The organism is Mycobacterium sp. (assembly GCF_046091765.1).
Taxonomy (GTDB): Bacteria; Actinomycetota; Actinomycetes; order Mycobacteriales; family Mycobacteriaceae; genus Mycobacterium.
Genome location: NZ_JBJTCF010000052.1, coordinates 64635 through 88596, shown reverse-complemented (window position 1 = coordinate 88596; position 23962 = coordinate 64635). Strand labels below are relative to the sequence as shown.

The 23962-nt window shown below is 69.5% G+C and carries 19 protein-coding genes; 9 read left to right on the top strand and 10 right to left on the bottom strand.

Annotation, left to right across the window (positions count from 1 at the left end):
* Positions 1-87: 87 nt before the first annotated feature.
* The 5 genes from eccCa to ACKOB8_RS05175 form a co-directional block, all read right to left on the bottom strand.
* Positions 88-4146 (bottom strand): type VII secretion protein EccCa, encoded by a 4059-nt coding sequence (eccCa, locus tag ACKOB8_RS05195; RefSeq protein WP_526376151.1) that lies wholly within the window; start codon positions 4144-4146, stop codon positions 88-90.
* Positions 4147-4148: 2 nt separating this feature from the next.
* Complete coding sequence (eccB, locus tag ACKOB8_RS05190) at positions 4149-5624, bottom strand: type VII secretion protein EccB (protein WP_526376150.1); 1476 nt, start codon at positions 5622-5624, stop codon at positions 4149-4151.
* A gap of 40 nt (positions 5625-5664) precedes the next feature.
* Positions 5665-5982, bottom strand: coding sequence for a DUF2710 family protein (locus tag ACKOB8_RS05185; protein WP_526376149.1), 318 nt, complete (start codon positions 5980-5982; stop codon positions 5665-5667).
* A gap of 230 nt (positions 5983-6212) precedes the next feature.
* The gene (locus ACKOB8_RS05180; protein WP_526376148.1) at positions 6213-7349 is read right to left on the bottom strand and encodes an FAD-dependent oxidoreductase; all 1137 of its coding nucleotides are present in this window, start codon (positions 7347-7349) and stop codon (positions 6213-6215) included.
* Positions 7350-7351: 2 nt separating this feature from the next.
* Positions 7352-8248: a DUF1295 domain-containing protein gene (locus tag ACKOB8_RS05175; RefSeq protein ID WP_526376147.1), complete on the bottom strand. Its 897-nt coding sequence runs from the start codon at positions 8246-8248 to the stop codon at positions 7352-7354.
* Positions 8249-8334: 86 nt separating this feature from the next.
* Between ACKOB8_RS05175 and ACKOB8_RS05170 the strand changes: the two genes are divergently transcribed.
* Genes ACKOB8_RS05170 through ACKOB8_RS05160 form a run of 3 tightly spaced genes read left to right on the top strand, consistent with a single transcriptional unit; the run spans position 8335 to position 10890 of the window.
* A complete protein-coding gene (locus ACKOB8_RS05170) occupies positions 8335-9528 on the top strand; it encodes an acyl-CoA dehydrogenase family protein (protein ID WP_526376146.1) in 1194 nt (397 codons plus the stop codon).
* A complete protein-coding gene (locus tag ACKOB8_RS05165) occupies positions 9521-10687 on the top strand; it encodes an acyl-CoA dehydrogenase family protein (protein ID WP_526376145.1) in 1167 nt (388 codons plus the stop codon). Before ACKOB8_RS05170 ends, ACKOB8_RS05165 begins: the two co-directional genes overlap by 8 nt.
* Positions 10688-10728: 41 nt before the next feature.
* Entirely contained in the window at positions 10729-10890 is a 162-nt protein-coding gene (locus ACKOB8_RS05160; protein ID WP_526376144.1) for a hypothetical protein, read from the top strand.
* A 15-nt stretch (positions 10891-10905) separates the two neighbouring features.
* Here the strand turns inward: ACKOB8_RS05160 and ACKOB8_RS05155 are convergent, their stop codons facing one another.
* Positions 10906-12480, bottom strand: a complete 1575-nt coding sequence (locus ACKOB8_RS05155; protein WP_526376143.1) for a PTS transporter subunit EIIC — start codon at positions 12478-12480, stop codon at positions 10906-10908.
* 131 nt (positions 12481-12611) lie between these two features.
* On the opposite strand from ACKOB8_RS05155, the gene ACKOB8_RS05150 reads away from it, so the two are divergent.
* The 4 genes from ACKOB8_RS05150 to ACKOB8_RS05135 all read left to right on the top strand — a co-directional run bounded on the left by ACKOB8_RS05150 (position 12612) and on the right by ACKOB8_RS05135 (position 15736).
* The gene (locus ACKOB8_RS05150) at positions 12612-13082 is read left to right on the top strand and encodes a PTS sugar transporter subunit IIA (RefSeq protein WP_526376142.1); all 471 of its coding nucleotides are present in this window, start codon (positions 12612-12614) and stop codon (positions 13080-13082) included.
* 9 nt (positions 13083-13091) lie between these two features.
* Entirely contained in the window at positions 13092-13874 is a 783-nt protein-coding gene (gene nagB / locus ACKOB8_RS05145) for a glucosamine-6-phosphate deaminase (RefSeq protein WP_526376141.1), read from the top strand.
* Between the two features lies 1 nt (position 13875).
* Positions 13876-15030, top strand: a complete 1155-nt coding sequence (gene nagA / locus ACKOB8_RS05140) for an N-acetylglucosamine-6-phosphate deacetylase (RefSeq protein ID WP_526376140.1) — start codon at positions 13876-13878, stop codon at positions 15028-15030.
* A gap of 85 nt (positions 15031-15115) precedes the next feature.
* Positions 15116-15736, top strand: coding sequence for a hypothetical protein (locus ACKOB8_RS05135; protein ID WP_526376139.1), 621 nt, complete (start codon positions 15116-15118; stop codon positions 15734-15736).
* Between the two features lie 14 nt (positions 15737-15750).
* Here the strand turns inward: ACKOB8_RS05135 and ACKOB8_RS05130 are convergent, their stop codons facing one another.
* Positions 15751-17379 carry a DUF1254 domain-containing protein gene (locus tag ACKOB8_RS05130; RefSeq protein WP_526376138.1) on the bottom strand — a complete coding sequence of 543 codons (1629 nt, stop codon included), beginning with the start codon at positions 17377-17379 and terminating at the stop codon, positions 15751-15753.
* A gap of 234 nt (positions 17380-17613) precedes the next feature.
* Here ACKOB8_RS05130 and ACKOB8_RS05125 point away from each other — a divergent pair, with 234 nt between their 5' ends.
* Complete coding sequence (locus ACKOB8_RS05125) at positions 17614-18693, top strand: hypothetical protein (protein WP_526376137.1); 1080 nt, start codon at positions 17614-17616, stop codon at positions 18691-18693.
* Here the strand turns inward: ACKOB8_RS05125 and ACKOB8_RS05120 are convergent.
* Positions 18690-19964, bottom strand: a complete 1275-nt coding sequence (locus tag ACKOB8_RS05120; protein WP_526376136.1) for a sensor histidine kinase — start codon at positions 19962-19964, stop codon at positions 18690-18692. The two genes, ACKOB8_RS05125 and ACKOB8_RS05120, sit on opposite strands and share 4 nt — an antisense overlap.
* A gap of 2 nt (positions 19965-19966) precedes the next feature.
* Entirely contained in the window at positions 19967-20620 is a 654-nt protein-coding gene (locus ACKOB8_RS05115; RefSeq protein WP_526376135.1) for a response regulator transcription factor, read from the bottom strand.
* Between the two features lie 72 nt (positions 20621-20692).
* Here ACKOB8_RS05115 and ACKOB8_RS05110 point away from each other — a divergent pair, with 72 nt between their 5' ends.
* On the top strand, positions 20693-22159 hold the full coding sequence (locus ACKOB8_RS05110; RefSeq protein WP_526376134.1) for an amino acid permease: 1467 nt from the start codon (positions 20693-20695) through the stop codon (positions 22157-22159).
* A 32-nt stretch (positions 22160-22191) separates the two neighbouring features.
* On the opposite strand, the gene ACKOB8_RS05105 is transcribed toward ACKOB8_RS05110, so the two are convergent.
* Positions 22192-23748, bottom strand: a complete 1557-nt coding sequence (locus tag ACKOB8_RS05105) for a succinic semialdehyde dehydrogenase (RefSeq protein ID WP_526376133.1) — start codon at positions 23746-23748, stop codon at positions 22192-22194.
* Positions 23749-23962 lie beyond the last annotated feature (214 nt).

Below are 23962 nucleotides of genomic sequence, written 5' to 3'. Positions count from 1 at the left end.
GGACTGCCCGTCGGCATCGCTGAGCGAGGTCCACAACTGCTGCAAACGATATGTCAACCAGGCCGGACTGCGCCAATTTAGGCAACCCTAACCAGTATCGGGCGTGCCCACCAGCAGGGTCTCCATCGCGCCCTCGATACTGACCAGCAGACCCCGACCCGGCGGCAGCTGGCGCGCGCTGACCCGACCGAACACTTTGATCGCCGGGTCGTTGTCCATGAACAGCGTCGATGCCCGCGAGCCGGAAAGTTTCTGGATCAGGGGGTTCATCGCCGATACGGCCGCCCAGTTGCCCGGCAGCCTGGTGGTGATGACGTGCAGGCCGATCTCCCGGCTGCGCTCGATCACGGTCCACAGCGGCGCGGTCGCCGCGGGCCGGCCGGCGATCCCGGCCGGCCGAAGTTCCTGCTCGTCGTCGATCAGCACGATGTGCCGGGGCCCCTGCCACGACGGGCGCGCCAACAGTTCCTCCTGGGTCAACCCGGACGGCGGAAGGCGCTCGCCGAGAATCTCGGCGAGCTCGGCGATCGCGCGATCGATGTCATCGGGGGTGTAGGCGTAGGCGCGCACCTGGGGACCGCGGATCCTGCCGATCAGCGTGGTCTTGGGGTCGATGATCGTGATCTGAGCCTGCTCGGGCGACATCCTGGCGGCGACCGCCTGCCCGATGGCCGCCAGGGCCGTCGACTTGCCGCAGCCCTGCCGCCCGACCACCAGCAGGTTGGGGGCCTGCCGGCTGACCGGCGCGACCGGTTGCAGCGCGCTCTCCCCGATGGCGAAGGGGATGTCGGCGACGTGCTCACTATCTGGATCACCAACCGGGAGCCCGGCGAGGATGTCGCGCAGGGCGATGCGGTCGGGAAGTCGGACCAGGCTTTCCACCCGGCCCAGCCCGGTCGCGGCGGCGATCACCGCCCCCACCTCGCGGGTCGGGACGCGCCGGCCGTCCGGACCGGTCAGCTCCGGCACGCCGACGAGAAGCTCGTGACCGCTGCGGGTGACCCCGAATCCGGGCCGATCCAGCGTGTGGCGGGCGGCGCGGCGATGTTCGATGCCCGAACCCATCTGGGTCTCGTCGGGATTGCTCAGACGCAGCTGGACGCGGGCGTTGGCGACAGTGAGAAGGGCCTGCTTCTGGCCGACCAGCCAGCCGCTGGCACTGGTCATCACGTGCACACCGTAGGAAAGGCCCTGCCGGGCGATCGCTATCGCGCGGTCGCCCAGGCCGGTGTCCTTGTCGTAGAAGTCGCTGAAGTTGTCGATCACCAGAAAGACGTCGGCCGATGTCCCCTCGGCGCCCGAACCTCGCCGGCGGAACTCCGACACGCCGATCTGGTGCCGCTTGAAGGCGGCTTCCCGGGCCCGGATCAGGCCCTCGATCGTGGCGAGGACCCGCGATGCCCCCTCGCTGTCGGTGATGCTGACGACCCCCGCGACGTGGGGGATGTCCACCACCGGATACAGCGAGGCTCCGACGCAGTAGAACGTCACCCGCTCCGGGCGGTACATCAGCGCCGCGGTGGTGATCAGTGTCATCAGCGTGGTCGACTTGCCCCGCTGCGCGGTCGCGACGACCATCACGTTGTCCATCTCCGCGTCGACGGCGTGCACCCGTTGCGCGTGCTCCTCCGGACAGTCCATCACCCCCACTGGGAACACCAGTCCCGCGTTGTCGCCGTAGTCCTCCCACCACGGCCTGCCCCGCCAGCGACGGACCAGGGCGTCGGCGGTCTCGCTGACCTCCAGTGGCGGCAACCAGATCTGATGGGGCGGCCGCGCGGGGTTGGCGGCCAAGGCCTCCCGGATGACGTCGAGCAGCTTCTTCTTCTTGAATCCGTCTGCGTGATAGAGGAATTCATCAGGAGCATCGACGTCGTCGGCAACCTCAAGGGCCTGACTGTCCGACTCACTGAGTGGCTGGTACTGCCAGGTGAGCGACTTCGGTTGGGTGAACGAGAGGGCGACGGTGCGGTCGGCGGCGGGGGTCTGGGGTGGCACCACGAAAGGCGCCGAGACGTAGAAGCAGCGGAACTGCTCGAGTTCACGCGGCCCGACCTTGAGCAGGGCGAAGCCGTTCTGCTTGGACGGCAGGTGCAGCGCGGAGTCGCTGCCGATGACGTCGCGGGAATCCTCGGCCGTCTCCGCCCGAAGTGCCACCCGGAAGGCGATGTTGCTCTTCACCTTGCTCAGCGAGGACAGATCGAGTCGCTGCCCGCCCAGTGTGAAGAAGACGTTGCAGCCGCGACCTTCCTGCCCGATGTGGATCACCAGGTCGATCCACTCCGGGTGGTGGTGGAACAACTCGAGGTACTCGTCGATGATCACCAGCAGGATCGGGACGGGCTCAAGATCACGACCGGCCAGTCTCATCTCCTCGTATTCGTTCGCGTCGCGCGCGCCGGCGCTCTTGAACAACCGGTAGCGTCGGGCGATCTCACCATCGACTGCCTTGCGCATCCGCTCGGCGAGGTGGCGATCGTCCTTTCCGAGATTCGACAGCGAACCGGCAACGTGCGGGAGGCCGGCGAGGTCTTGGGCAGCCGACTCGAACTTCATGTCGACGAAGATGACGATGAAGCTCTCCGGCGAATGGGTCAGGGCTATCCCGTTGCACAGGGCCAGGAAGTACTCGGACTTTCCCGAACCCGAGGTGCCGACCACCACCGAGTGAAACCCGTATCCGCCGAAATCTTTGGCACGCAGAATGATGTGCTGGACTTCACCTCCGGGTTTCATGCCGACCGGGACCATCGCCCAGCGCGGGTCGCCTCTGCCGCGGCTGTGTGCCCACAGTTGTTCGACGTCGAGTTGGCGCGGATCGCTGATCCCGAGCGCGCGCAGCAGCGCCTCGCCCTGGCCGTCGTCACCGGACAGCGCCCCGGTGGCCGTCGGCGACCACCGCGCAAGTGCCCGCGCGTAGCGGCAGGCTGTGCTGTCGGCGAGCATGTCCGCGACGGCGAACGGCGCGTCACGGTGCAGCAGCCGGCCTTCGCGCAACTCGAAACATTGGTGGTCGTCACTGAAGCCGACCCCGATGCCGGGGCGGGTCGCCAGGCGCAGCACGGTGATACCGGCCATTCCCTTCTGGCCGGTCACACCCTCCCACTGGTCGGGGGTGCCGGTGCTGTCGTCGACGATGATCCAGTGCGGTCCCAGCGAGGCAGCCGAGGTCGACTCCAGCGGTGTCGGGGTGGTCGTCGGGCTCGACCCGTCCGGCGGTGACCACGGCCCGCGGCCCTTGCGGTGCAGTTCGGCGTCCAGCGCATCCTCCAAGTCGGTCGGCGACGCGAACACCAGACGCCGCAGCCCGCACGCGTCGAACATCTCGTCGTGCTGGTTGTGCGGTAACCACACCAGCCAGGACCACCTTTCCGGGTGTCGGGTCACGACCATGAGCTTGATCTCGCCGGGGCTGTGGTAGACCGCCAGCGAGCACAGCACCGACCTCATCAGTGCGTGCAGTTGGGCTATTTCGCCGACGAAGCTGAAGCCGGGCCGAGACCGCAGACTCAGCACCTTGCCCACGCCGGCCAGGGAGCGCTGGGCGAGCATGAAGTCGCGAAGGGCGCGGCCGGTCACGGGCTCGAGTTCCTCGCCGACCGGAATCTCCGGCCACTGCAGCGTCATCCCGGAATCCACCGTCGACTGCACACCGATGCCCAGCCGCACATCGAGGAAATCCGGATCCGAGGGCCGACGCTCCCACATCCTGGGCCCGCCGATGACGATGTCGAGGTTCTGCGGGTCTCCGTGCACGAACGAGCGGTTGCTGCCGTGCTGGCGTGCGGCCCGCTGTACCTCGTCGCGATCCTCGTCGAGGCGGCGCAGGTAGGCCCGTCGCTGTTTCTCCAGCTCTCCCCAGCTGATGCGGCGGCCGCGCCCGAACCGTCCGCTGAACATCAGCACCCCGAAACCGACAAGCCCGATCAGGGGGAAGAAGCCCGACTGCAGCGAGCGCACTCCGGAGGTGTACATCACCGCGAGCGTCCCGAGGATGCCGACGAGCAGCGCGGGCGCGGCGATCATCACCAGAATGTTGCGCGGCTCACGCTCGGGCAGGGCCAGTGGCGCCTCGATCACCAGGCGCACCGGCGCGGCCGTCGGCGCAGCCACCCGCGGGCCGCGCAGGAAGGCTCTCTTGGACATCGCTAGCCCCTTTCGGACTCCGGCGACCCGACCATCGGTCCGATTGCCGGGTAGGCGTCGCGGGCCACCAGTGCGGTGGCGTGGTTGACCTCGGGTCCGGGCGCGAAGGTGCGCAGCATCGGCCACGGCGCCTGCACGGCACGGGCGGGGTCGATTCCCAGCGCCTGCAACGTCTTCGGATCCCCGGCGACACCGAACCGGACACCCTGGGAAGACACCAGATACAGGCTCTCCCGGGTGTCAGACGTGATCACACCGCTCGTCGAGGCGACGAGGGTGGCCGCCCCGGGCAGGACCAGGGTCCGGTCCGCTTCGACGGAGTTCGCGCCGCGATTGTCGCGAACCAGGTCGACCAGGAAGGGGTCCAAGCGCTGCGGCGTGGGCAGGCCGCGACCGCTGAGCAGCGAGATCGACGCCTGCCGATCAGTGGCGAGTTTCGTCCAGCTGACGCAGGTCACCGGATTGGCCTCGGTGTCAACGAATCTCAGCCGGCCGTCCGGGTAGTAGTCGATGGCCAGAGAGTTCACCCGGGGTATCTGGATCAGCCGATCCGGGGAGACGGTCTGCGGCGCGCTGACGCGACTGTCGGACGCGCGCAGCAGATCGGCGACGAAAGCCGAGACCTGCTGCACACCATCGGCAAGCAGCACGTAAAGGCCACTGACGCCACCGGTCGCGTCGCGGGTCTGCAGCACTCGCCCCACCGGTGATCCCGGCAGCCATCGCGAGGGCGTCCCGAACCCGGGGATCTGCGGCACGACGAGCGGCTCGGTCGCGGGGATCGCATCGAACAGCGCGGTGGATATCTCGGTCGGATGCACGACATCGCGGTCCAGACCCAGGGTGAAGCCGACCGCTTTGTCGCCCGTGTCGACTCGGGTGCGTTTGCCGTTCCAGATCAGGTAGGTCGCCCCGTCGTGGCTGACCAGGATCGCGTCGGACGCGGCGAGCGGGTCGGCCCGGCCGCCCGACAGATCCCCGGCGACGGCGGTCACCGCGGGTCGATCACCGCCGCCGCTGCCGCGCGCGGTGTCACAAACCGCCCACGCCGAGTTCGCACTCGCCGGCGAGTAGCTGTCCGGAATCCCGGCGATGCCGATCAGCGGTCCGGTCGGGTGCTTGGCAATCTCGCGCGCGGTGACCCAGGTCGGTGCGGCGGCACTGCCGGTGGCCAGCCGGGCCGAGGCGAGGTTGAGCGCGGGGTGCAGCCGGCCGTCGATCCGCGCATAGAGGGCACCGGTGTCCCGGTCGCCGACGATCGCGGACTGGCCGACCAGACCGGCCGGCTTCATGACCTGCAGCAGCGCCATCCAGCCGCAGCCCAGCAGGACGAAGACCGTGGCGAGGGCCAGCGCGGCCTGCTGCTTGCGGTCATCGTGTTTCATCCGCACCGAGAAGCGGGTGATCGCCGCTCGCAGCCGCCGGTTGTAGAACAGGTGTCCGGAACTCTGGTCCCGGTTCGACAGATTCAGGGGCACGCTCGCCGGGCCCCCGCCTTCGCCGCGAGCACCGCCGCCCTCATCGGGGGGTGCCGCCGTAGCGCATCCGGTAATCCTCTTCGGCTTCGTCGCGAAGCGCCGCGAACACGACGTTGAGCCGCTCGGCCAGCTCGCCGTGGCTGTAGTCGGTCATGACCGAGGGCTGCAAGGTAAGTTCGAGAAGTTTGCCATCGGCATTTGCGATGGCCTGGATGTCGCCGGTGTCGACGCTGTAAGTGACCGCCTCGGCCTCCGCGAGAAGGGCTTCCCACCGATCGCTCATCTCGCGCAGTTCGTGCAAGACGGAGTCGACGAGTTCCCTGTCGCTAAGCCAGCCTCCCCCTGTGGCTTCATGCATCGGCACAGTATGGCGAGGGCACCTGGGGCGGTCAATTCAGGTTGGGCGGCCGCGCAGCAAAGGCAGCGACATCCGCCCCAGCAATCTCGCTCATCTCATCTGTAACAGATTCTCCGGTATGTTTGTGTACACCTGATTATCGGTTGCGGATCGCCGGCCGGCGCTTGTTGGTGACTGAAAAGTGTTTTGCGGGAAGCGTTTTGAGCAAACACCTCACCCGCGGTTCCCGGCTAGGCCAGTGGCCGGTTGGGCCGCACACCGCGATAGATCCCGCGCCGCACGATCAGGGGCATCAGCACCCGGTCGACCGCGGCCGCGGGGATGCGGAAGGGCCTGCCGTTCGGAGCGAAGACCTCCACGCCGTCGGACTGGGTGCCGATCACCGAACCCCACCGCCGCCGCGGCGGAGCGTAGGAGCGCAGTGGTCGCCCGGCGGGTTCGGCGCGGATGTTGTGCGCCAGAAGGCCGTCGGCGCGGTTTCGGGCCGACGATCGCAACGGGTCGGTCGCCGCCACGTCGCCGATGGCGAAGACGCCCCGGTGACCGGGAACTCGCAATTCCGGGGTCACCGTGACGAATCCGTGCTCATCGAGCATTTCGGCCGGCAGCCATCCGGTGTTGGGCCGCACCCGGCCGATCGCCCAGAGCACCGCATCCGCCTGCACCGGAGCCTGCCCGCTACTCCAGCGCACCGGGTCGCCGGTGATCGCGTCACAGGCGAATCCGTCGGGAACCACGGCGCGGTGACCGGGGTGCAAACCCACCCCGAGGCGAATCAGCCTGCGCTGCAGGTGGTCCCACGTCTTGGGGTGGTGTTCGGTCAGGGGTTGGGCGCGCGGGAAGTACAGGTCGATGCGCTTGTCCGGCCATCGGGCGGCAAGATTGGCCGCCGCACTCACCGCTGCCGCACCGCCGCCGATCACCGCGATCGAGGCCGCGGTGGCCAGTTGTTGGTGATCGGCCAGAATCTCGGCATCGACCTCGGCCGGTGTCTGCAGGTCGGTTCGGCGCCAGAATCCATTGCTCACCCCGGTGGAAATCACCAGGGAGTCGAAGGGTTCGGCGATGTCCTCACCGTCGGCGCGCACCGCCCGCACGGTCCGCTCGGCCAGATCTAGACCGGTGAGCCTGGCCTGGATGGTGCGTACCCGGTCAAGGGCGCGGTAGCGGTCGAACGGCACCCAGTAGTCGCGTGCCCAGTCGCGGGGCCGCGCGAGGCGCACCCCGAGTTCCTGTCCGCTGACCAGTCCGGGCTTGACCGAGATGCCGACGACGTCGGCGAAGCGTGCCACCCGGATGGCGGTGAGCAGTCCGGAGTCGCCCAGTCCCGCGACGACGACGCGCGGACGCTTCGCCTCCGGCGCCATCCTCAGATCCTGCGGGGCGGACGCGGCAGCAGACGGGGAACCCGGTCGATCACGTCCTGGTAGGCCGGGCGGCGCTGCAGGCTGCGCTTCTCCATCAACGGGATGCTCGCCCCGAGGAACATCGCCACCATGACCGCCACCCCGGCGAACAGCCACCACGCTTCGCGCGGTGCGGCCGAGACCCCGAACAGCGCCAGCGACAACCAGAAGCCGATCTCGCCCAGGTAATTCGGATGGCGCGACCACGCCCACAGACCGCGGTCCATCACCTGACCCGACGCCCCGGCGGATCGGCTGGCGGCGACGAACCGGTGCATCTGGGTGTCGGCGACCAACTCGAGGGCGACCGCCGCGACGCCGAGAACAAAGGCGACCCAGGCGAGCCACCCGATTCCGGCACCGGGCCGGGTGACCGCGACGTAGACCGGCAGCATGCCGACGAAGACCTGCAGCGTCGGGAACAGATGGATGCCGAAGAGGTCGGCGAGGAAGCCGAAGCGTCCCGCTCCCTCGCGCAGCAGCGGGTAGCGCCAGTCCTCGTGGTGCAGACCGGGAAACCCGTACACCCAGTTGCCGGTCAGCCGCACCGCCCACAGGAACACCACTGCCGCCAGCAGCCAGCAGCGCAGGGATCCCGGGTCGGTCAGGCCGATCGGTCCCTGCCACCACCAATACAGCAGGATGACCGGCGGGACCACGCTCCAGTAGGCGTCATAGAAGCTCGAGTTGTGAAAGGCCCGGCTGAAGACGAACACCACCAGGGTCGCGACCACGTCGGCGATCAGGGTGTCCAGCCACAGCCGGCCGGTACGCGGGCCCAGGCCCAGCCACGCGGCGGCGGCCGCCAGCGCGACGAGATAGGCCAGCGTGACCCAGACCAGCGAACGACCCCTGCTCATCTCGGCGAACCTAACACCACCGGGCATCGCAAACGGCGAGTTGTCCGAGCGGACCGACGTGCAGGGCCCGTGAGTATCGTGGCGTCATGACAACGCTCACCGACACCGACCGGGTCGCCGATCTGGCCCGCGGGGTAATCGCCGAACACGACCCCAAGCAAGTCCCGGTCGCCGAGTTCCTCGGCGCGTGCTACGACGCCGGGCTGTCCTGGGTGCACTTCCCCCCCGGCCTGGGCGGGCTCGGTCTGTCCCGCGGCCTGCAGGCCGTCGCCGACACGATCCTGCAGGGCGCCGGCGGCCCGGAGCCGCTCGGACTCAACCCGATGGGATACGGGATGGCCGCGCCGACCGTGCGCGAACACGCCCAGAGCGACGACATCAAGAAGTCCTTCCTGCGCCCGCTGGCGACCGCCGAGGACATCTGGTGTCAGCTGTTCTCCGAACCCGGGGCGGGCTCGGATCTGGCCGGGTTGGCCACCACGGCGATCCCCGACGGCGACGACTGGGTGGTCAACGGCCAGAAGGTCTGGACCAGCCTGGCGCACCGGGCGCGGTGGGGTCTGCTGCTGGCCCGGACCAACCCCGACGCCCCCAAGCACCGCGGACTGACCTACTTCGTGCTCGACATGCACGGCCCGGGCGTCGAAACCCGCCCGCTGCGCCAGATCACCGGGCAGGCCGAGTTCAACGAGGTCTACATCACCGACGCGCGCATCCCCGACGCCCACCGGCTGGGCGCCGTCGGCGACGGCTGGCGGGTGGCGATGCCCACGCTGATGAACGAGCGCAGCGCACTGGGCGCCAGCGGCAGCCGCCGCGGGGCGGGCACCATCTCCGACGCGGTGGCGCTGTGGGCGGCGCGTCCGGATCTGCACACCCCGGTGCTGCGCGACCGCCTGGCGCAACTGTGGCTGCGGGCCGAGGCGCAGCGACTGACCTCCGAGCGGTCCCGCGCCTCGGCGACGGCCGGCGACCCCGGCCCGGAGGGCTCGATCGGCAAGCTGGTCGGCGCCGAACTCAACCAGCAGATCTACCAGTTCTGCATGGATCTGCTCGGGCCCGAGGGCATCCTCTACCACACCTACGCGATGCGCGGGCGCGACGCCGACGGCGACTGGCGCGGCCCGATCCAGCAGCGCTTCCTGCGTAGCAGGGCCAACACCATCGAGGGCGGCACCTCGGAGGTGATGCGCAACATCCTCGGTGAGCGCGTCCTGGGCCTGCCGGGCGACCTGCGTGCCGACGCCGGGATGCCGTGGAAGGAAATCCCCCGTGGCTAGCGCCGGTGGGACCTTCCTGTTCAGCGACGAACAGCAGCAGTTGCGCGCCGCGGTGCGCAAGTTCTGCGCGGAGAACTTCAGCGAGACCGCCGTGCGCGCGGCGATGGAGTCCGAGCGGCAGTTCGATCCGCAGGTGTGGGGCCGGCTGGGATCGGAGCTGGGCGTGCTGGGAATGGCGGTGCCCGAGGCTGACGGCGGCGTCGGCGGCTCGCTGGTGGATCAGGCGGTGGCGGTCGAGGAGTTCGGCGCCGCACTGGCCTGCGGCCCGCTCTTCGGCACGGTCTACCTGGCCATCCCGGCGCTGGTGGCCTGCCCGCCCGGCGCGGTCCGCGACCCGCTGCTGGCCTGCCTGGTCGAGGGGGAACACACCGCAGCCGTCGCTATCGCCGATCGCGCCGGGGCGTTCGAGCCCGCCGAAGTCCGGCTGACCGCGACGGCCGACGGCTCGGACGTGACGATCACCGGCACCGTTCCCCGCGTGGTCGACGCCGGGTCCGCCGATCGGATCCTGGTGGCGGCCAACGGCTCCGACGGTGTCGGTCTCTACGTCGTCGACGCCGCCGCAACCCGGCGGACCCCGCTGGTGACCCTGGATCTGACCCGGCCGCAGGCCAGCGTCGAGTTCGACAACGCCCCGGCCCGGCGCCTCGCCGGTCCCGGTGAGGCGCAGCGCGCGATCGACCACGCCCTGCGGGTAGGTTCGGCGCTGCTTGCCGTCGAACAGGTCGGGTCGGCGCAACTGCTTCTCGACCTGTCGGTCGACTACGCCAAGACGCGCCTGCAGTTCGGCCGGCCGATCGGTTCCTTCCAGGCCGTCAAGCACCGCTTGGCGGACATGCTCGTCGATCTCGAGCACGCCCGGTCGACGGCCTATCACGCGGTCTGGGCGCTCACCGACGGATCCGACGATCCCGCCCTGGCGGCGAGCATCGCCCAGGCGGTCTGCTCGGCCGCGCTGAGCCGTATCGCCGCCGACGCGATTCAGGTTCACGGCGGGATCGGCTTCACCTGGGAACACCGCGCGCACCTGTACTTCAAACGTGCCGCCACCGACGCCGCGCTGCTCGGCAGTGCCGAACAGCACCGGTCGCGGGTCGCCGAACTGGTGCTCGATGACGCCGTCGCCCACGCCGGCGCGGTGAAGGTGGCGACCGGCTAGCGCCGGCAGGCGATCGTCGCGTCGAGGGAAGGGGTCGGCCTGTGACAACCGCGTTGATCATCGGCGGTCTGGTGCTGGTCGGCCTCGGCCTGGTCGCCAGCCAGTTGTTCCGGCTCAAAGACTGGCTGGACCGACAACCGCCCTCCGAGCAGCGACCACCCGACCGGCCCGGCGAGTCCGATCCGCCCGATCGCGCCCACTAGCCCCGGGCCGGCGGTTCAGAGCGCGTCGAGGATGTCGTTCTTCAGCGCCTCGGCCTGCGTGCCGAAGACCGCCTGCACGCTGGTGCCGACCTCGATCACCCCGGCGGCGCCGAGCGCCTTGAGGCCGTCCTTGTCGACCTTGGCGGTGTCGGCGACCTCCATCCGCAACCGGGTGATGCAGGCGTCAACGGTGACCAGGTTGTCCCTGCCGCCGAAGGCGGCGATCAGCTGCTCGGCCTTGCTCGCCACGGCGGGCGGCGCGGTCGCCACCGCACCACCGGCGGCGGCGACGGCGACCGACGTCGCCGAGTCGGTCCCCTCGCTGAGGTTGGCCTTCTGCTCGGCGTCGAACTCCGACTCCGGCTCGCGCCCCGGGGTCCGCATGTTCCATCGGGTGATCGCGAACCGGAACAACAGGTAGTAGACGGCGAAGAACACCAGGCCCATGACGATCAGCAGCGGAACGTTCTTCGCCGCCGGGGCGGTGCCGTAGAGCAACAGGTCGATCAGGCCGGCGGAGAACGAGAACCCGAGATGGATGTCGAGCAGATACGCGATCGCCAGGGAGAGCCCGGTGAGGATCGCGTGCACGATGTAGAGCGGGAACGCCACGAACATGAACGCGAACTCCAGCGGCTCGGTGACTCCGGTGAGGAAGGCGGTCAGGCCGGCGGCGGAGAGGATGCCGAAGGCCACCTTGCGCTGCCGGGCGTTGGCCACGTGGATCATCGCCAGGGCCGCGGCGGGAAGGCCGAACATCAGGATCGGGTAGAACCCCGATGTGAGCCGCCCGGCGGTCAGGTCGCCGGCCGCGAATCGGCTCAACTCGCCCGTCACCGTGCCTTCGGGGGTGGGGTAGCTGCCGTAGATGAACCACACGTAGGAGTTCAGGATGTGGTGCAGACCGACGGGAATCAGCATCCGGTTGGCGAACCCGTAGACGAAGGCGCCGAGCGCCCCCGCGCCGCCGATGAACTTCCCGAGCCCGGTCAGACCTGCGTCGAAGATCGGGTAGAAGTAGCTCATGGCGAAGGCGATCACCAGGGTCGCCAGGGACACGACGATGGGCACGAAACGCCTCCCGCCGAAGAATCCGAGATAGGGGGGCAGGCTGATGGTGTGGTACCGGTCGAACAGTGCAGCGGTCACCAATCCGACCACGATCCCGCCGAACACGCTGTAGTTGATCTGGGCCTGATCACCCGAGGAGTCCAGTTCGCCGGCGAGCACGAACGGTGACATGGTCTTGAATACCGCCTGCATGACCAGGTAGCCGACGACGGCCGCCAGCGCGGTCGAGCCGTCGGCCTTGCGGGCGAACCCGATCGCGACACCCACGGCGAACAGCAGCGGCAGATTGGTGAACAGCGCTCCCCCGGCTGCGCTCATCGCCTGGAAGAAGGGCCCGATGACGGGGGCCTCGATCCGCCCGAGCAGGTCGTCCTGCCCGAGCCGCAGCAGGATGCCCGCAGCCGGCAGCACCGCGATCGGCAGCATGAGGCTCTTGCCGAGCCGCTGCAGTTGGGCGAAGCCCGGGATGCGCCGCCCTGACTTCGGTTGTGCGCCTGCGGCTTTGGTCGCATCGCTCATGGGCTGGGGGCCTTCCTTCAAGGAGTTCAGCCGAAGCTTAGACCAGAATCACCCGACGTGAGAGCCGGTTTTGACCTCCCGCGGGCCGATCGATCTCTATCCTTTTCCCATACACCGACGAAGGAGACGCCGTGGGTTCGACACCGGTCCTTGCCCCCGTCGAAGGCCGGGCGCTGGCGCTGGCCGACGTACCCGACCCGGTCTTCTCCCAGGGGATGGTCGGCTACGGCGCCGCGATCGATCCACCGCACCGGGTGGTCGAGGCCGTGGCTCCGGTGTCGGGCAAAGTCCTCAAGCTCCTGCCGCACGCGTATGTGATCATGACCGCCGAGAATGTCGGCGTCCTGGTCCATCTGGGTCTGGACACCGTGCAGCTCAAGGGGGCCGGGTTCACCGCGCACGTCAGCCAGGGGGACACGGTGACGGCCGGTCAGCTGATGATCACCTACGACGTGCCGGCGATCGTCGCCGCCGGATTCAGCCCGGTGGTCCCGGTGGTCGTCATGGACGAACGCGAACCGTCCAATGTCGTCGTCGCCGACGAAGTCGGTGCCGGATCCGGAATCGACACGACTGCGACGCTGTTCACTGCCAACAAGTAGCGTCTGCTCATGGAAGTGGTCATCCTGCGTGACGCGGATGAGATAGGCGCGGTCGCCGCTGACGCGATCGAGTCGCTGCTGAAAAGCAAGCCCGACGCGGTCCTCGGTCTGGCGACCGGGTCCTCACCGCTGTGCGTCTACGACGAACTCGCCGAACGGTGCGCGGCCGGCAAGGTCTCCTTCGCCAAGGCTCGGGGTTTCACCCTCGACGAATACGTCGGCCTGCCCGCAGAGCACCCCGAGCGCTACCGCAATGTCATCGACTCGGTCTTCGTGTCGCGGGTCGACTTCGGTCCCGGCGCGGTGCAGGGGCCCGACGGCTTGGCCGAGGACATCCCGGCGGCATGCGAAGACTACGAGCGGGCCATCTCCGAAGCGGGGATCGACCTTCAGATTCTGGGGATCGGGACCGATGGGCACATCGGCTTCAACGAACCCGGCTCGTCGCTGGCCTCACGCACCAGGATCAAGACCCTGACCCACCAGACCCGGATGGACAACGCCCGTTTCTTCGGCGACAAGATCGACGCGGTGCCGACCCACTGCCTGACCCAGGGCTTGGGAACGATCATGGCGGCGCGCCACGTCGTGCTGGTGGCCACCGGCCGCAACAAGGCCGAGGCGGTGCACCACCTGGTGGAGGGACCGGTGACGGCGCTGTGGCCGGCCAGCATTCTCCAGCACCACCCGCACACCACGGTGCTGCTCGACGAGGCCGCTGCCCAGCGGCTGCAACTCGCCGACTACTACCGGGAGACCTACCGGGCCAAGCCCGACTGGCAGGGTATCTGAGGTGCTGCTGACCGCCGGCACGGTGGCGACCGGCCGAGAGGTGTTGCGGCCGGGCTGGATCGAGGTCGCCGGCGCGGCGATCACCGCGGTCGGCCAGGGAGCGCCGGGGCGGCCCGTCGATCATGATCTCGGAGCCGCAACGGTGGTACCCGGCTTTGTCGACACGCATGTCCACGGCGGCGGGGGCGGAAGTTTCTCCGGCGGTGCCGCCGAAGCAGCCACGGTGACCGCGCTGCACCGCCGCCACGGCACCACCTCGCTGGTGGCCTCCCTGGTGTCCGAGGCTCCCGGCGACCTGGTGGATCAGGTCGTCGCTCTGCGCGAGGCGGTGCGCTCGGGGCTGGTCGCGGGAATTCATCTCGAGGGACCGTGGCTGGCGGCGGCGCGGTGCGGCGCGCACGACCCGGCCCTGCTGCGCGACCCCGACCCTGCCGAAGTCGACCGGCTGCTGGCCGCCGCCGACGGGACGATCCGGATGGTGACGCTGGCCCCCGAGCGTGCCGGGGCGCTGGAAGCGATCCGCCGGATCGTCGGGTCGGGTGCGGTTGCCGCGGTGGGTCACACCGACGCGAGCTACGAGCAGACCCGTGCGGCGGTCGCCGCGGGCGCGACGGTGGCCACGCATCTGTTCAACGCGATGCGGCCGATTCACCACCGCGAGCCGGGGCCGGTGATCGCCCTGCTGGAAGACCCCGCGGTGACGGTGGAACTCATTGCCGACGGCGTGCACCTCGACGCCGCCCTGTTCCGCTTCGTCAGCCGCGGCGTCGGGCCCGACCGGGTGTCGCTGATCACCGACGCGATGGCGGCCGCCGGAATGGCCGACGGTACCTACCGGATCGGCCCACTGGCAGTCGAGGTCGCCGACGGGGTCGCTCACCTCGCCGGGACGGCGACCATCGCCGGCAGCACCGCGACGATGGATCGTGTTTTCCGGTTCGCTCTCACCCACTGCGGGCTGCCCGAGCGTGACGCGCTCGCCCTGGCGGTGGCGCAGTCCTCGATCAATCCCGCTCGCGCCGTTGGCCTGCCGTGTCCGGCGTTGGTTCCCGGGGCCGTCGCCGACCTGGTGGTCCTCGACCGGAATCTGAGTGTCTCCGCGGTGCTTCACCGCGGTGACTGGGTCGGCGGCCGCACCCCGATCTCAGCGGTCTAACGATTGGGTTGTGGCTCGGCATCGCCGGGCGTCGCAGGTGGCCGGGTTACTCCCGGCTGTGCTCTGGTGGAAAGCGATGAAAGCAATGAACTCTGCTACGCCCTCGCACCGGCTCGGCCTCGCCGCGACGGTCGCCGCGTTGTCGGCGCTCGTCGCGATCCCGTTCGCCGTCGCCGCACCGACCGCGGCGCCGCCGTCGGACGGCCAGGGTTACATCGACTCCACGGCACGGTGCACCAAGCCTGACACCGCCGTCATCTTCGGGACCACGGAGAGCTCCCGGGTGGCGATCTGCCAGAGCGCGGGCGGTGACTACCAGTACCGCGGCGTGCGGGTACGCGACGGTGCCAAGCTGATCGCCGCCGCCGAGAAAACCTCAGACGGTGTGTTCAGCGCCGAGAATGACGGGGTGACCTACACCGTCAGCGCGAAGGCGTTGACCGTCAGCCTCGGCGATGACACGCTGCGCAGCGAAGCGTGGACGGACTTCAACAACCCGCAGGCACCGGCGAAGTCGACCTCGAGTTCGACGCCGAGCACATCGTCGAGTCCCTCAAGTTCGGCGCCCACAACCTCAGCCTCGGTCTCCCCCACCACCTCGGCGTCACCATCGGCAACGGCGGCGGCGCCCAAGACGTCGGCCGCGCCGTCACGGTCGTCGGCACCGCTGCCGCCACCGCTGCCGGCCGAGGTCGGCGGCTCCTGAGCCCCGCTCGGTCCCTACCGGCCGGGCCGCACACCCGCCGAGGCCGTGATCGACCACTGCCACCGAAGGCCGGGGACTATCCACGTCCCGTCGAGTACCGACGGCCCGGGCACGTAGATCCGCAGGTAGGGGTTACTCGGGCCGGGCGGGGAGGGCAGCCAGTTCGCGCCGGGATCCCCGGGATCGGTGGGCGACAGAATGACGTCGACGGATCCGTCCGGCCGGACCACCAGTTCCTCGGGGCGGCTGGAGCTGACGCTGTATTGCTTGAGCGGGTTGGGGACCAGGAATCCCTCCCCGTCGTACATGGTGACCGACCAGAACGCATCGGCGGGCGGCGTCTGGCCCGGCGCGAAGTGCAGGTAGTAGGTGTTGTACCCGCTCAGCGGCGTCAGGTTCGCGTCCAGCAGGCCCGACGCGTAGGTCGCCTCCTGCGGGGTGTTGGCCAGCAGGCCGATCTCGGCCACCCCGGCGCGCAGCAGGTAGTCGGTTCCGTAGTCGCCGATGGCCGGATCCGGGATGGCCCAGCCGCGGTTCTGAAAAGCAGCACCCAGCTGCCGGACCTCGGCCAGGGTCGGCAGCAGCGCCGCGGTCAGTTTGACGGCGAGGTCAGCCGCCAGCAGCGCAAGCGGGCCCAGGCCCGCGTCGGCGACGCGCAGTCCCGGCCCGACGCCGATCTGCGCCATCGCCGCCAGTTGCTCGGCGTCGCGCGCCGGCGGCGGGTTCAGCTCCATTGCCGCGCTGATCGCGTCGAGCAGGCCGATGCCGGGCGGTGGCTGCGGGATGACCACCGGCAGACCGCCGGGCGACGGGCTGATCGCGTACTGGTTCATCAGCGCGATGGCCTGCTGCTGATCGGCCGCGTCCCCGGCCAGGGTCCGGCCCAGCAGCAGGATGCTGCGGTCGGCGACGGTGATGGTCTGCGCCCCGGGTACGTCGACCTGCGGTCCGCCCGCCCAGGTGAACGCGTACTGCCCGGCAGCCGAACCTGTTGTGCGAGAACCGATGTAACCGACCACGTTGGTGTAGGGGTCGGTGATCTGGAAGCTGTAGTACCGATCGCCCATGTCGGGCACCGACAACACGACCGGCCCATCGCCGAGATCCAGTTGGGCGATGGAGTAGAGGGTGTCGACATTGGGACGCTTGCCGCCGCCGATCGCACCCCAGTAGGGGTCCGGCAGATCCTCGGGGCTGGCGAAGCTGGTGCGGTTGACGATCGTGTTGAGGTTCGTCGAGAGTGCCCGCACCCGCTCGTACTCCATCAGCGGGTAACCGTAGATGTAAGCCTGCGCCGCGAGGACCGCCGCACGCAGCGGACCGGGGGCACCCGGGAGGGCACCGGTGGCGGAGGTCGGCGACCCGGACGTCGGTGCGCCGACGGGCACCGCGCGGGTCTGCTCGCCGCCGGCCCGCCCGGCGACGGCGGGTCGGCGGGCGGCCGTAAACCGCGTCGCTCTCGTTGAGCTCGTGGGGCGGGATGCCTCACCGCGGCTGGCCGCGGCAGGCCCAGAGTCAACCCCGTCGGACGGGGCGGCGGACGGGGCGGCGGCCGCCGTGGGGTGACCGCCCAGCAGACCGGCCCCGATGCCGGCGGCAAGCAGGCCGGCACCCAGTACCGAGCGGTTCAGGGAGATCGTCATCGGCTAGTCCGGTTCCGTCCGAAGTGGGCTAAGTCTAGAGGCCGGTCTCAGGCCCGGCGGGGCGGGAGTTCGGACTTCCGGGGATGCTTGGCTTAATATATGCTGAGACCAGCCTCGGGATAACCTGAGAGGCATCGGGTCCACGGACAGCGGGAGCTGCAGCGGATGGTCCAGTTCTTAGTGCGAGCAGGCGCATCGGCCTGCCTCGGGTTCGGTCTCTTGGTCTCCAGCGGAGTGGCCGTCGCCTCGGCCGACACCGCCGCCGAGGCGCAGAGCGCTACCGGCACGGATCAAGGCGGCACTTCCGCGGAAAGCGCGACCGTCGGCACGCCCAGCCCGGAGTCGCCGGCCACCACGGTTGCCGGTGCGGACACCGACCGGAGCGGCGGCGGACTGACCCCCGACGTCGGGGCCACGCGACACGATTCAGGAAACCCTGCGGCCGGCACCGCGGCAGTCGCCACCGGCAGCCCCGGAACGTCTGAGGCGATATCCGAGCGGATCGCCGCGCGGGTCTCCGACACCCTCAGCCCCGCCCCGGCGACGCAGCCGGGGCCCCTTGAGACGGTGGCGCTAGACGCCGCGGGCCCCCAGGCCACCCCCCAGAGCACGGTGATCTCGCCGGCCCCGGCGGCAGCGCAGACCGCGACAGCCGTCCCCGCGCCGGCCGCCCGAGTGGATGCTCTCGCCGTCGACAGAGCCGCCGGCGCGAGCGGTAGCGGCCCGGCGGAGAGTTCCGCGGCCGTCGATCTGATCGCTCTGATCTGGACGTCTCTGGTGAACGCCGCGAACACCAGCACCAACCCCGCCAACAAATCCCCGGTGACGCCGATGGCGGTGGCCGCGCCGACAGCGTTACTCGGGGCGGGAATGCTGTCGGTGCCGCTGACCCTGGAGCCTGAACTCACGCCCGCGCCGCCGGCCGACGCGATGACGCCGCTGCTGCTGTCGTCGGCGAACGCCACAACAGACGGCCCCGAGCGGCTGTCCGGGGGCGGCTGGCTTGCCTACCTGGCCACCCAGATCAGCCTCGGCGTGCGCGAGGCACTGCGCAACGTCTCGGTGACCGAGTTGGCGCTGGCCGCGCTGCCCGGTCTGGTCGGTCTGCTGTTCTTCTTCGCCTCCGGGGTGGGACTGGGACGCCGTCAGGCGCGGTTCGGTTTCGCCCTGCAGTCCACCGGCGCGATCCGCTTCGCCGCCCGCGGCCCGCTGGGGGTCGTGCGGTCCGGCACCATGGTCTCGGTGCGGGTCAGGGGTGCGAGCGACACCTCACGCCCGCGCCTGGCGCTGAAAGCCGTGAGCACAGCCGCCTAGCTGCGCGCCGGCATGTCGGTCAGCGCATCGTCGTCGGGGACGACGTCTGGCGGGGCATCCGGGACCATGACAGTGACGACCGTCCCTCCGTTAGCAGCGGAACCGATGTCCACCCTGCCGCCCATGGCCTCGACAGTGACCATAAGCGACGCCAGACCGATGTGCCCCTCAGCGACGCGCTGACTGAGCACCGCGGGATCGAAACCTATTCCGTCATCGGCGACGGTCAGGACGGTGCCCCGTGCGGTGCGGTGCAGCATCACCTCGACCCTGGCGGCTCGAGCGTGCTTGGTCACGTTGGCGAGCAACTCGCGGGCGGCCCGGAAAAGCAGTGTCTGGGAAGGAACCCGTCCCACGTCCTCAATCGACGTCGACACGGTGACACCCCAGCGCTGCTCGTAGCGAGTCACGAGGTCAGCCACCGCCGCCGACAGACCGACCTCGGTCAGCACCTGCGGGTGCAGCGTGCTGACCGTCGTGCGCAACGCGGTGACGATGTCGCGCAGCGCCGCGTCGAGATGGTCGAACCCCGGGCCGCTGGGGCGCTCTCGCAGCTCGTCGAGTTCGAGCCGGGCCGCCAGCAGGCTCTGCAAGGGACCGTCGTGGAGTTGCTCGGAAAGCTCCCGATCCGCCCGCTCTTCGGCGTGGACGGACTCGGCCACCAGCCGCCGCCGGACGTCGAGCAGGTGCTGCACCCGCTGCGAGCGCCGCGCCAGGGTGAACGACAGCGCGGTCGTCGCGGTCGCCAACCAGAGCAGGCACCCGACCTGGACGTAGACCACACCGGGGATCCCGCCCCACGTCGGTGAGTCGTAACGGATCGCCGGCATCGTCTGCATCGCACCGCGCATCGCGAAGAAGATCCAGGCCAGCAGGTAGCCCAGCGCTGAACTCAGGCCGAGAACTGCGGTGGCTGCGGGGCTGCTGAGAAACGCCACCGAGACCGGCAGCAGAAAGAAGATGGGGTATAGCCAGATCGTTGCGACCCCGGAAACCACGCACAGCAGAACGACGAATCCGACGTCGGCGGCCGTCGCCGCCCATCCGAACCACCGCCGCCCCGGATGGCGTAGGACGTAGACCAGCCAGGCGATCGCCGCGGCGCCGTAAAGGCCGAGCACCACGGCGAAGGCTTTGTCCAGCCAGTGCGACACGTGGGTCAGCGACACCAGCAGGGCGATCAGCACCACCAGCGCAATCCGCAGGACCGAGCGGATGCGTAGCGGATCGACGGTGAGGTAGTCGAGGATTGCGGAGACCGTGCGCCGCACCGCTAGTCCAGCAGTCCTCGCCGCATGGCCTCGGCGACGGCGGCGGCGCGATCCCCGACACCGAGCTTCTCGTAGAGCCGCTGGGTGTGGGTTTTGACGGTCGAGGGTGCCAAAAACAGTGCCTTCGCGATCTGCGGGATACTCGAACCGTCGGCGATCATGGTGAGCACCTCGCGTTCCCGCCGACTCAGCGCCGGGCCTGCGGGCTCGGCTCGGCGGCGGATCTCGGCGGCCAGCCCGGCGGCGACGTCGGCGGAGACAACGTCGCGCCCGTGCGCGCAGTCCACCACCGCGTTGACGATCTCGGTTCGCGTGGACTCCTTGGGCAAGAACCCGGCCGCGCCGTGCTGCAACGCCCGGTAGACGATCGCCGAATCGGCATAGGCGGAGACCAGCAGCACCCGCGTCGGCAGTTGATCGCGCACCACTGCGGCCGAGACCTCTGCTCCGTCCATCCCCGGCATCTGATGATCCAGCAGCGCGACCTGCGGTCGATGTTGGCGGATCAGCCCCAACGCCTGGACTCCGTCGGCGGCTTCGCCCACCACCTCGATCAGGCCGCTGCCGGTCAGCGCGCGCACCAGTCCGTCCCGGAACAGCGGGTGGTCGTCGGCGACGACGACGCTGACCCTCTCGTTGTTGACGACTTTGCGCACCCGGTCAGCCTCGCACACGTTGGCCTGTGACACTGGAGGCCGCCCTGAACCACCGCGCACCCGGAGGAGCCGATGCCGGTACCACCCCAACCCGACGAGACGCTGCCGCGCCGCCGTTTCCCGCTGTGGGTCGGATTGGCGCTGTCGGTGGCCACGGTGGGCCCGACGCTGGCGATGGCGGGCAACGGCCAGGGGCTGGTGTCCAGCGTCGGCAGGGCCGTCCCGCTGGTGTTCGTCATCGGCCTGCTCGGGGTGTCGCTGGTCGGGTACAGCTTCGTGCGCCTGACCCGACACCTCAACCACGCGGGGTCGGCCTACGCGCTGGTCGGGGTGACGGTCGGACCCCGCGCCGGCTTCTTCTCCGGGTTCGCCATGCTGGGCGCCTACCTCGCCTTCTGCATCGGAACACTCGCCCTGTCCGCCACCTTCACCAACGCGTTCCTCGCCGAACTGCAGCGGCGATCACCCGATGCCTTCCAACTGCCCTGGCTGGTCCCGATCGTGGTGACCGGAGGTCTGTCGCTGCTGTTGACCGGGCGGGACACCCGCGTGCTGGCCAAGATCCTGCTGGGGATCGAGGGGCTGGGAATCGCCGCCATGCTGGTGCTGTCGGCGGTCATCTTCGCCCGCGGCGGAGCGCAGTCGACCGGGGTGGACCTCGGCGTGTTCACCCCCTCCGGTGCCTCAGTCGCGGTGGTGCTCGGCGGGGTGGTCGCGGCGTTTCTGTGCTGGGCCGGATTCGAAGCCTGCGTGTCGATGGGCGAGGAGACCCAGGAACCGCAACGCAACATCCCGCGGGCGCTGATCGGGACTCTCGCTCTGACCGGAGTGTTGTTCATCGTGGTGATGTTCGCCCAGACCATCGGCTTCGGCACCGACGCCGCGGGCTTGAAAGCGTTCGCCAATGCGGAGAACTCACTCGGCACACTCGCCCAGCGCTATGTCGGTGAGGCATTCAGCCTGCTGATCAGTTTCACCGCCGTGGTGGGCGCCTTCGGGTGTCACATGGCGACCGCCGCGACGTCGGGTCGTCTGCTCTACGCGTTCGCCCGCGACGGCCTCGGGCCCGCATCGCTGGCGCGCGTCGACTCCGGTACCGGAAATCCCCGGCGGGCGAGCTGGTCGGCGGTGGCGCTGGCGATCGCCGTCAGCGCGGTCAGCGGTCCCACCCTGTCCACCGGCGGGTCGGGGGGATCATCGACGTCGACCTACTTCGTGTTCGGTATCGGCGGATCGGTGTGTCTGATGGTCTGCTACCTGATGGTGGAGGTCGCCTCGATCTGGTTCACCGTTGCGCACCGGTTCACCTCCATGCATCCCGGTGAGAGCCCGACGGCGGGTGTCCTGCTGCCGGCAGCCGGTGTGGTGTTCATCGCGGTGGTGCTGTGGTTCAGCGTCAAGGACGCCGGGGGCTGGCGAGATCCGCCGATTCTCGGGCTGTACTGGTGCGTCATCGGTGTGGTGGTCGCCCTGGCCGCCTCGGGCAGCGCCCGGCGGGTCGGCCAGTCCCTCGCTGCCGAGGTCGGTGTCCGGCAGTGACAGGGCGTCGAAGCTCCCCTGCGATCGGCCGTCTAGGTCCGCCCGGGCAGATTCATCACCAGCCGCACGATCGGCAGCAGCGACTTCTGCCACAGCGTCGGTGGGACGCCGAACGGCGGATCGAGGTTGAGCACTCGTGCGGTGGCGATGGTCTGCGGCTCGGTGTATTTCAGCAGACCTTCCGGACCGTGCCGGCGGCCGACGCCGGACAGGCCCATCCCGCCCATCGGGGCACTGAGGCTGCCCCAGGCGAAGGCATACCCCTCGTTGACGTTGACCGTCCCGGACCGGAGTCGGGCGGCGATCTTTTCGCCCTCCGCGGCTGAACCCGCCCAGACGCTGGCGTTCAACCCGTATTCGGTGTCGTTGGCCCGCTCCACGGCTTCGTCGACGTCGGTGACCGGGTAGATCGACGCCAACGGGCCGAAGGTCTCGGCGGCCGCGCACACCATCTCCGGGGTGACCTCGGCCAAGACGGTCGGTTCGTAGAACAGCGGACCGATGTCGGGACGCGCCTTACCGCCGGCGATGACCTTGGCGCCCTTGGCTTTGGCGTCCTCGACGTGAGCTGTGACGGTCTTGAGTTGACCCTCGGAGATCAGGCTGCCCATGTCCGCGGAGAAGTCGTACGCGGTGCTCATCGTCATCGCGCGCACGGCATCGCCGAACTTGCGGGTGAACTCCTCGGCGATGTCCTTCTCGACGTAGATCCGCTCGATGGAGATGCACAGCTGGCCGGCGTTGGAGAAGCACGCACGGGTGGCGGCCTTGGCGACCTTGTCCAGGTTGGCTCCGCGGGTCACGATCATCGCGTTCTTGCCACCGAGTTCGGCGGAGAAGCCGATCAGCCTGCGCCCGGCGTGCTCGGCGAGATGGCTGCCGGTCTGCGACGAACCGGTGAACATCAGATAGTCGCAGTGGTCGACGATCGCGGTGCCGACGACGTTGCCCGGGCCGGGCACGATCGCATACAGCGCCCGGGGCAGGCCCGCTTGGTAGAGCAGCTCCGCGCACGCCAGCCCGCAGTAGGGCGTCTGGCTGTCCGGCTTGACCACCACCGCGTTGCCCGCGATCAGTGCCGGCACGGCATCGGAGGCGGTCAGCGTCATCGGGTAGTTCCACGGCGAGATGATCCCGACCACACCCTTGGGCTGGTAGCAGACCGTGGTCTTGCCGATCGCCGGCAGCAGCCCCTGCACGTCGTGCGGTTTGAGCAGATCCGCCGAGACCCGCGCGTAGTAGTTGGCGTTGGCCATCAGGTCGATGACCTCCTCCTGCGCGGCCCAGCGGGCCTTACCGGCCTCGGCCTGCAGCAGATCCATCAGGAAACCGCTGTTCTTGACGATCAGATCGCGGTAGCGGCGAATGATCTTGAGCCGCTCGGCGACGGGAGTCGCGGCCCAGCCGACCTGGGCGGCGCGGGCCTTGGCGAACGCGGCCTCCACATCGGCGGCGGTGCCGACCGGGATGGTGGTCATCGGCTTGCCGGTGAAGACCTCATCGACGGTCCTGACCGGTCGTGCCGAGACGTCCTCGATCGCCGCCAATTCGCGCAGGCGGTCGAAGACCGCCGCCGAGGGAGCACCCATGTTCACTGCCTCTCACTCGCAGCACCTCGACCCGGGGTGCTCGGCTCCACACTATCGGCCGGCGAACCGACCCGCGGGAGTCCGCCAGGCTTGACGGCCGGGTGCCCGCCGACGGATCATGCGGGAAGGCCGTGCGGCGGGTCGATAGGGGCACTATGGGGAATTCACGGGGGAATTCACGGGGGAATTCACGGGGGAATTCACGGGGGAAATC

Coding starts and splice junctions, on each gene's coding strand:
- eccCa (WP_526376151.1), bottom strand. CDS start 4,146: ATGTCCAAGAGAGCCTTCCTGCGCGGCCCGCGGGTGGCTGCGCCGACG.
- ACKOB8_RS05185 (WP_526376149.1), bottom strand. CDS start 5,982: ATGCATGAAGCCACAGGGGGAGGCTGGCTTAGCGACAGGGAACTCGTC.
- ACKOB8_RS05180 (WP_526376148.1), bottom strand. CDS start 7,349: ATGGCGCCGGAGGCGAAGCGTCCGCGCGTCGTCGTCGCGGGACTGGGC.
- ACKOB8_RS05175 (WP_526376147.1), bottom strand. CDS start 8,248: ATGAGCAGGGGTCGTTCGCTGGTCTGGGTCACGCTGGCCTATCTCGTC.
- ACKOB8_RS05170 (WP_526376146.1), top strand. CDS start 8,335: ATGACAACGCTCACCGACACCGACCGGGTCGCCGATCTGGCCCGCGGG.
- ACKOB8_RS05155 (WP_526376143.1), bottom strand. CDS start 12,480: ATGAGCGATGCGACCAAAGCCGCAGGCGCACAACCGAAGTCAGGGCGG.
- nagB (WP_526376141.1), top strand. CDS start 13,092: ATGGAAGTGGTCATCCTGCGTGACGCGGATGAGATAGGCGCGGTCGCC.
- ACKOB8_RS05135 (WP_526376139.1), top strand. CDS start 15,116: ATGAACTCTGCTACGCCCTCGCACCGGCTCGGCCTCGCCGCGACGGTC.
- ACKOB8_RS05130 (WP_526376138.1), bottom strand. CDS start 17,379: ATGACGATCTCCCTGAACCGCTCGGTACTGGGTGCCGGCCTGCTTGCC.
- ACKOB8_RS05110 (WP_526376134.1), top strand. CDS start 20,693: ATGCCGGTACCACCCCAACCCGACGAGACGCTGCCGCGCCGCCGTTTC.
- ACKOB8_RS05105 (WP_526376133.1), bottom strand. CDS start 23,748: ATGGGTGCTCCCTCGGCGGCGGTCTTCGACCGCCTGCGCGAATTGGCG.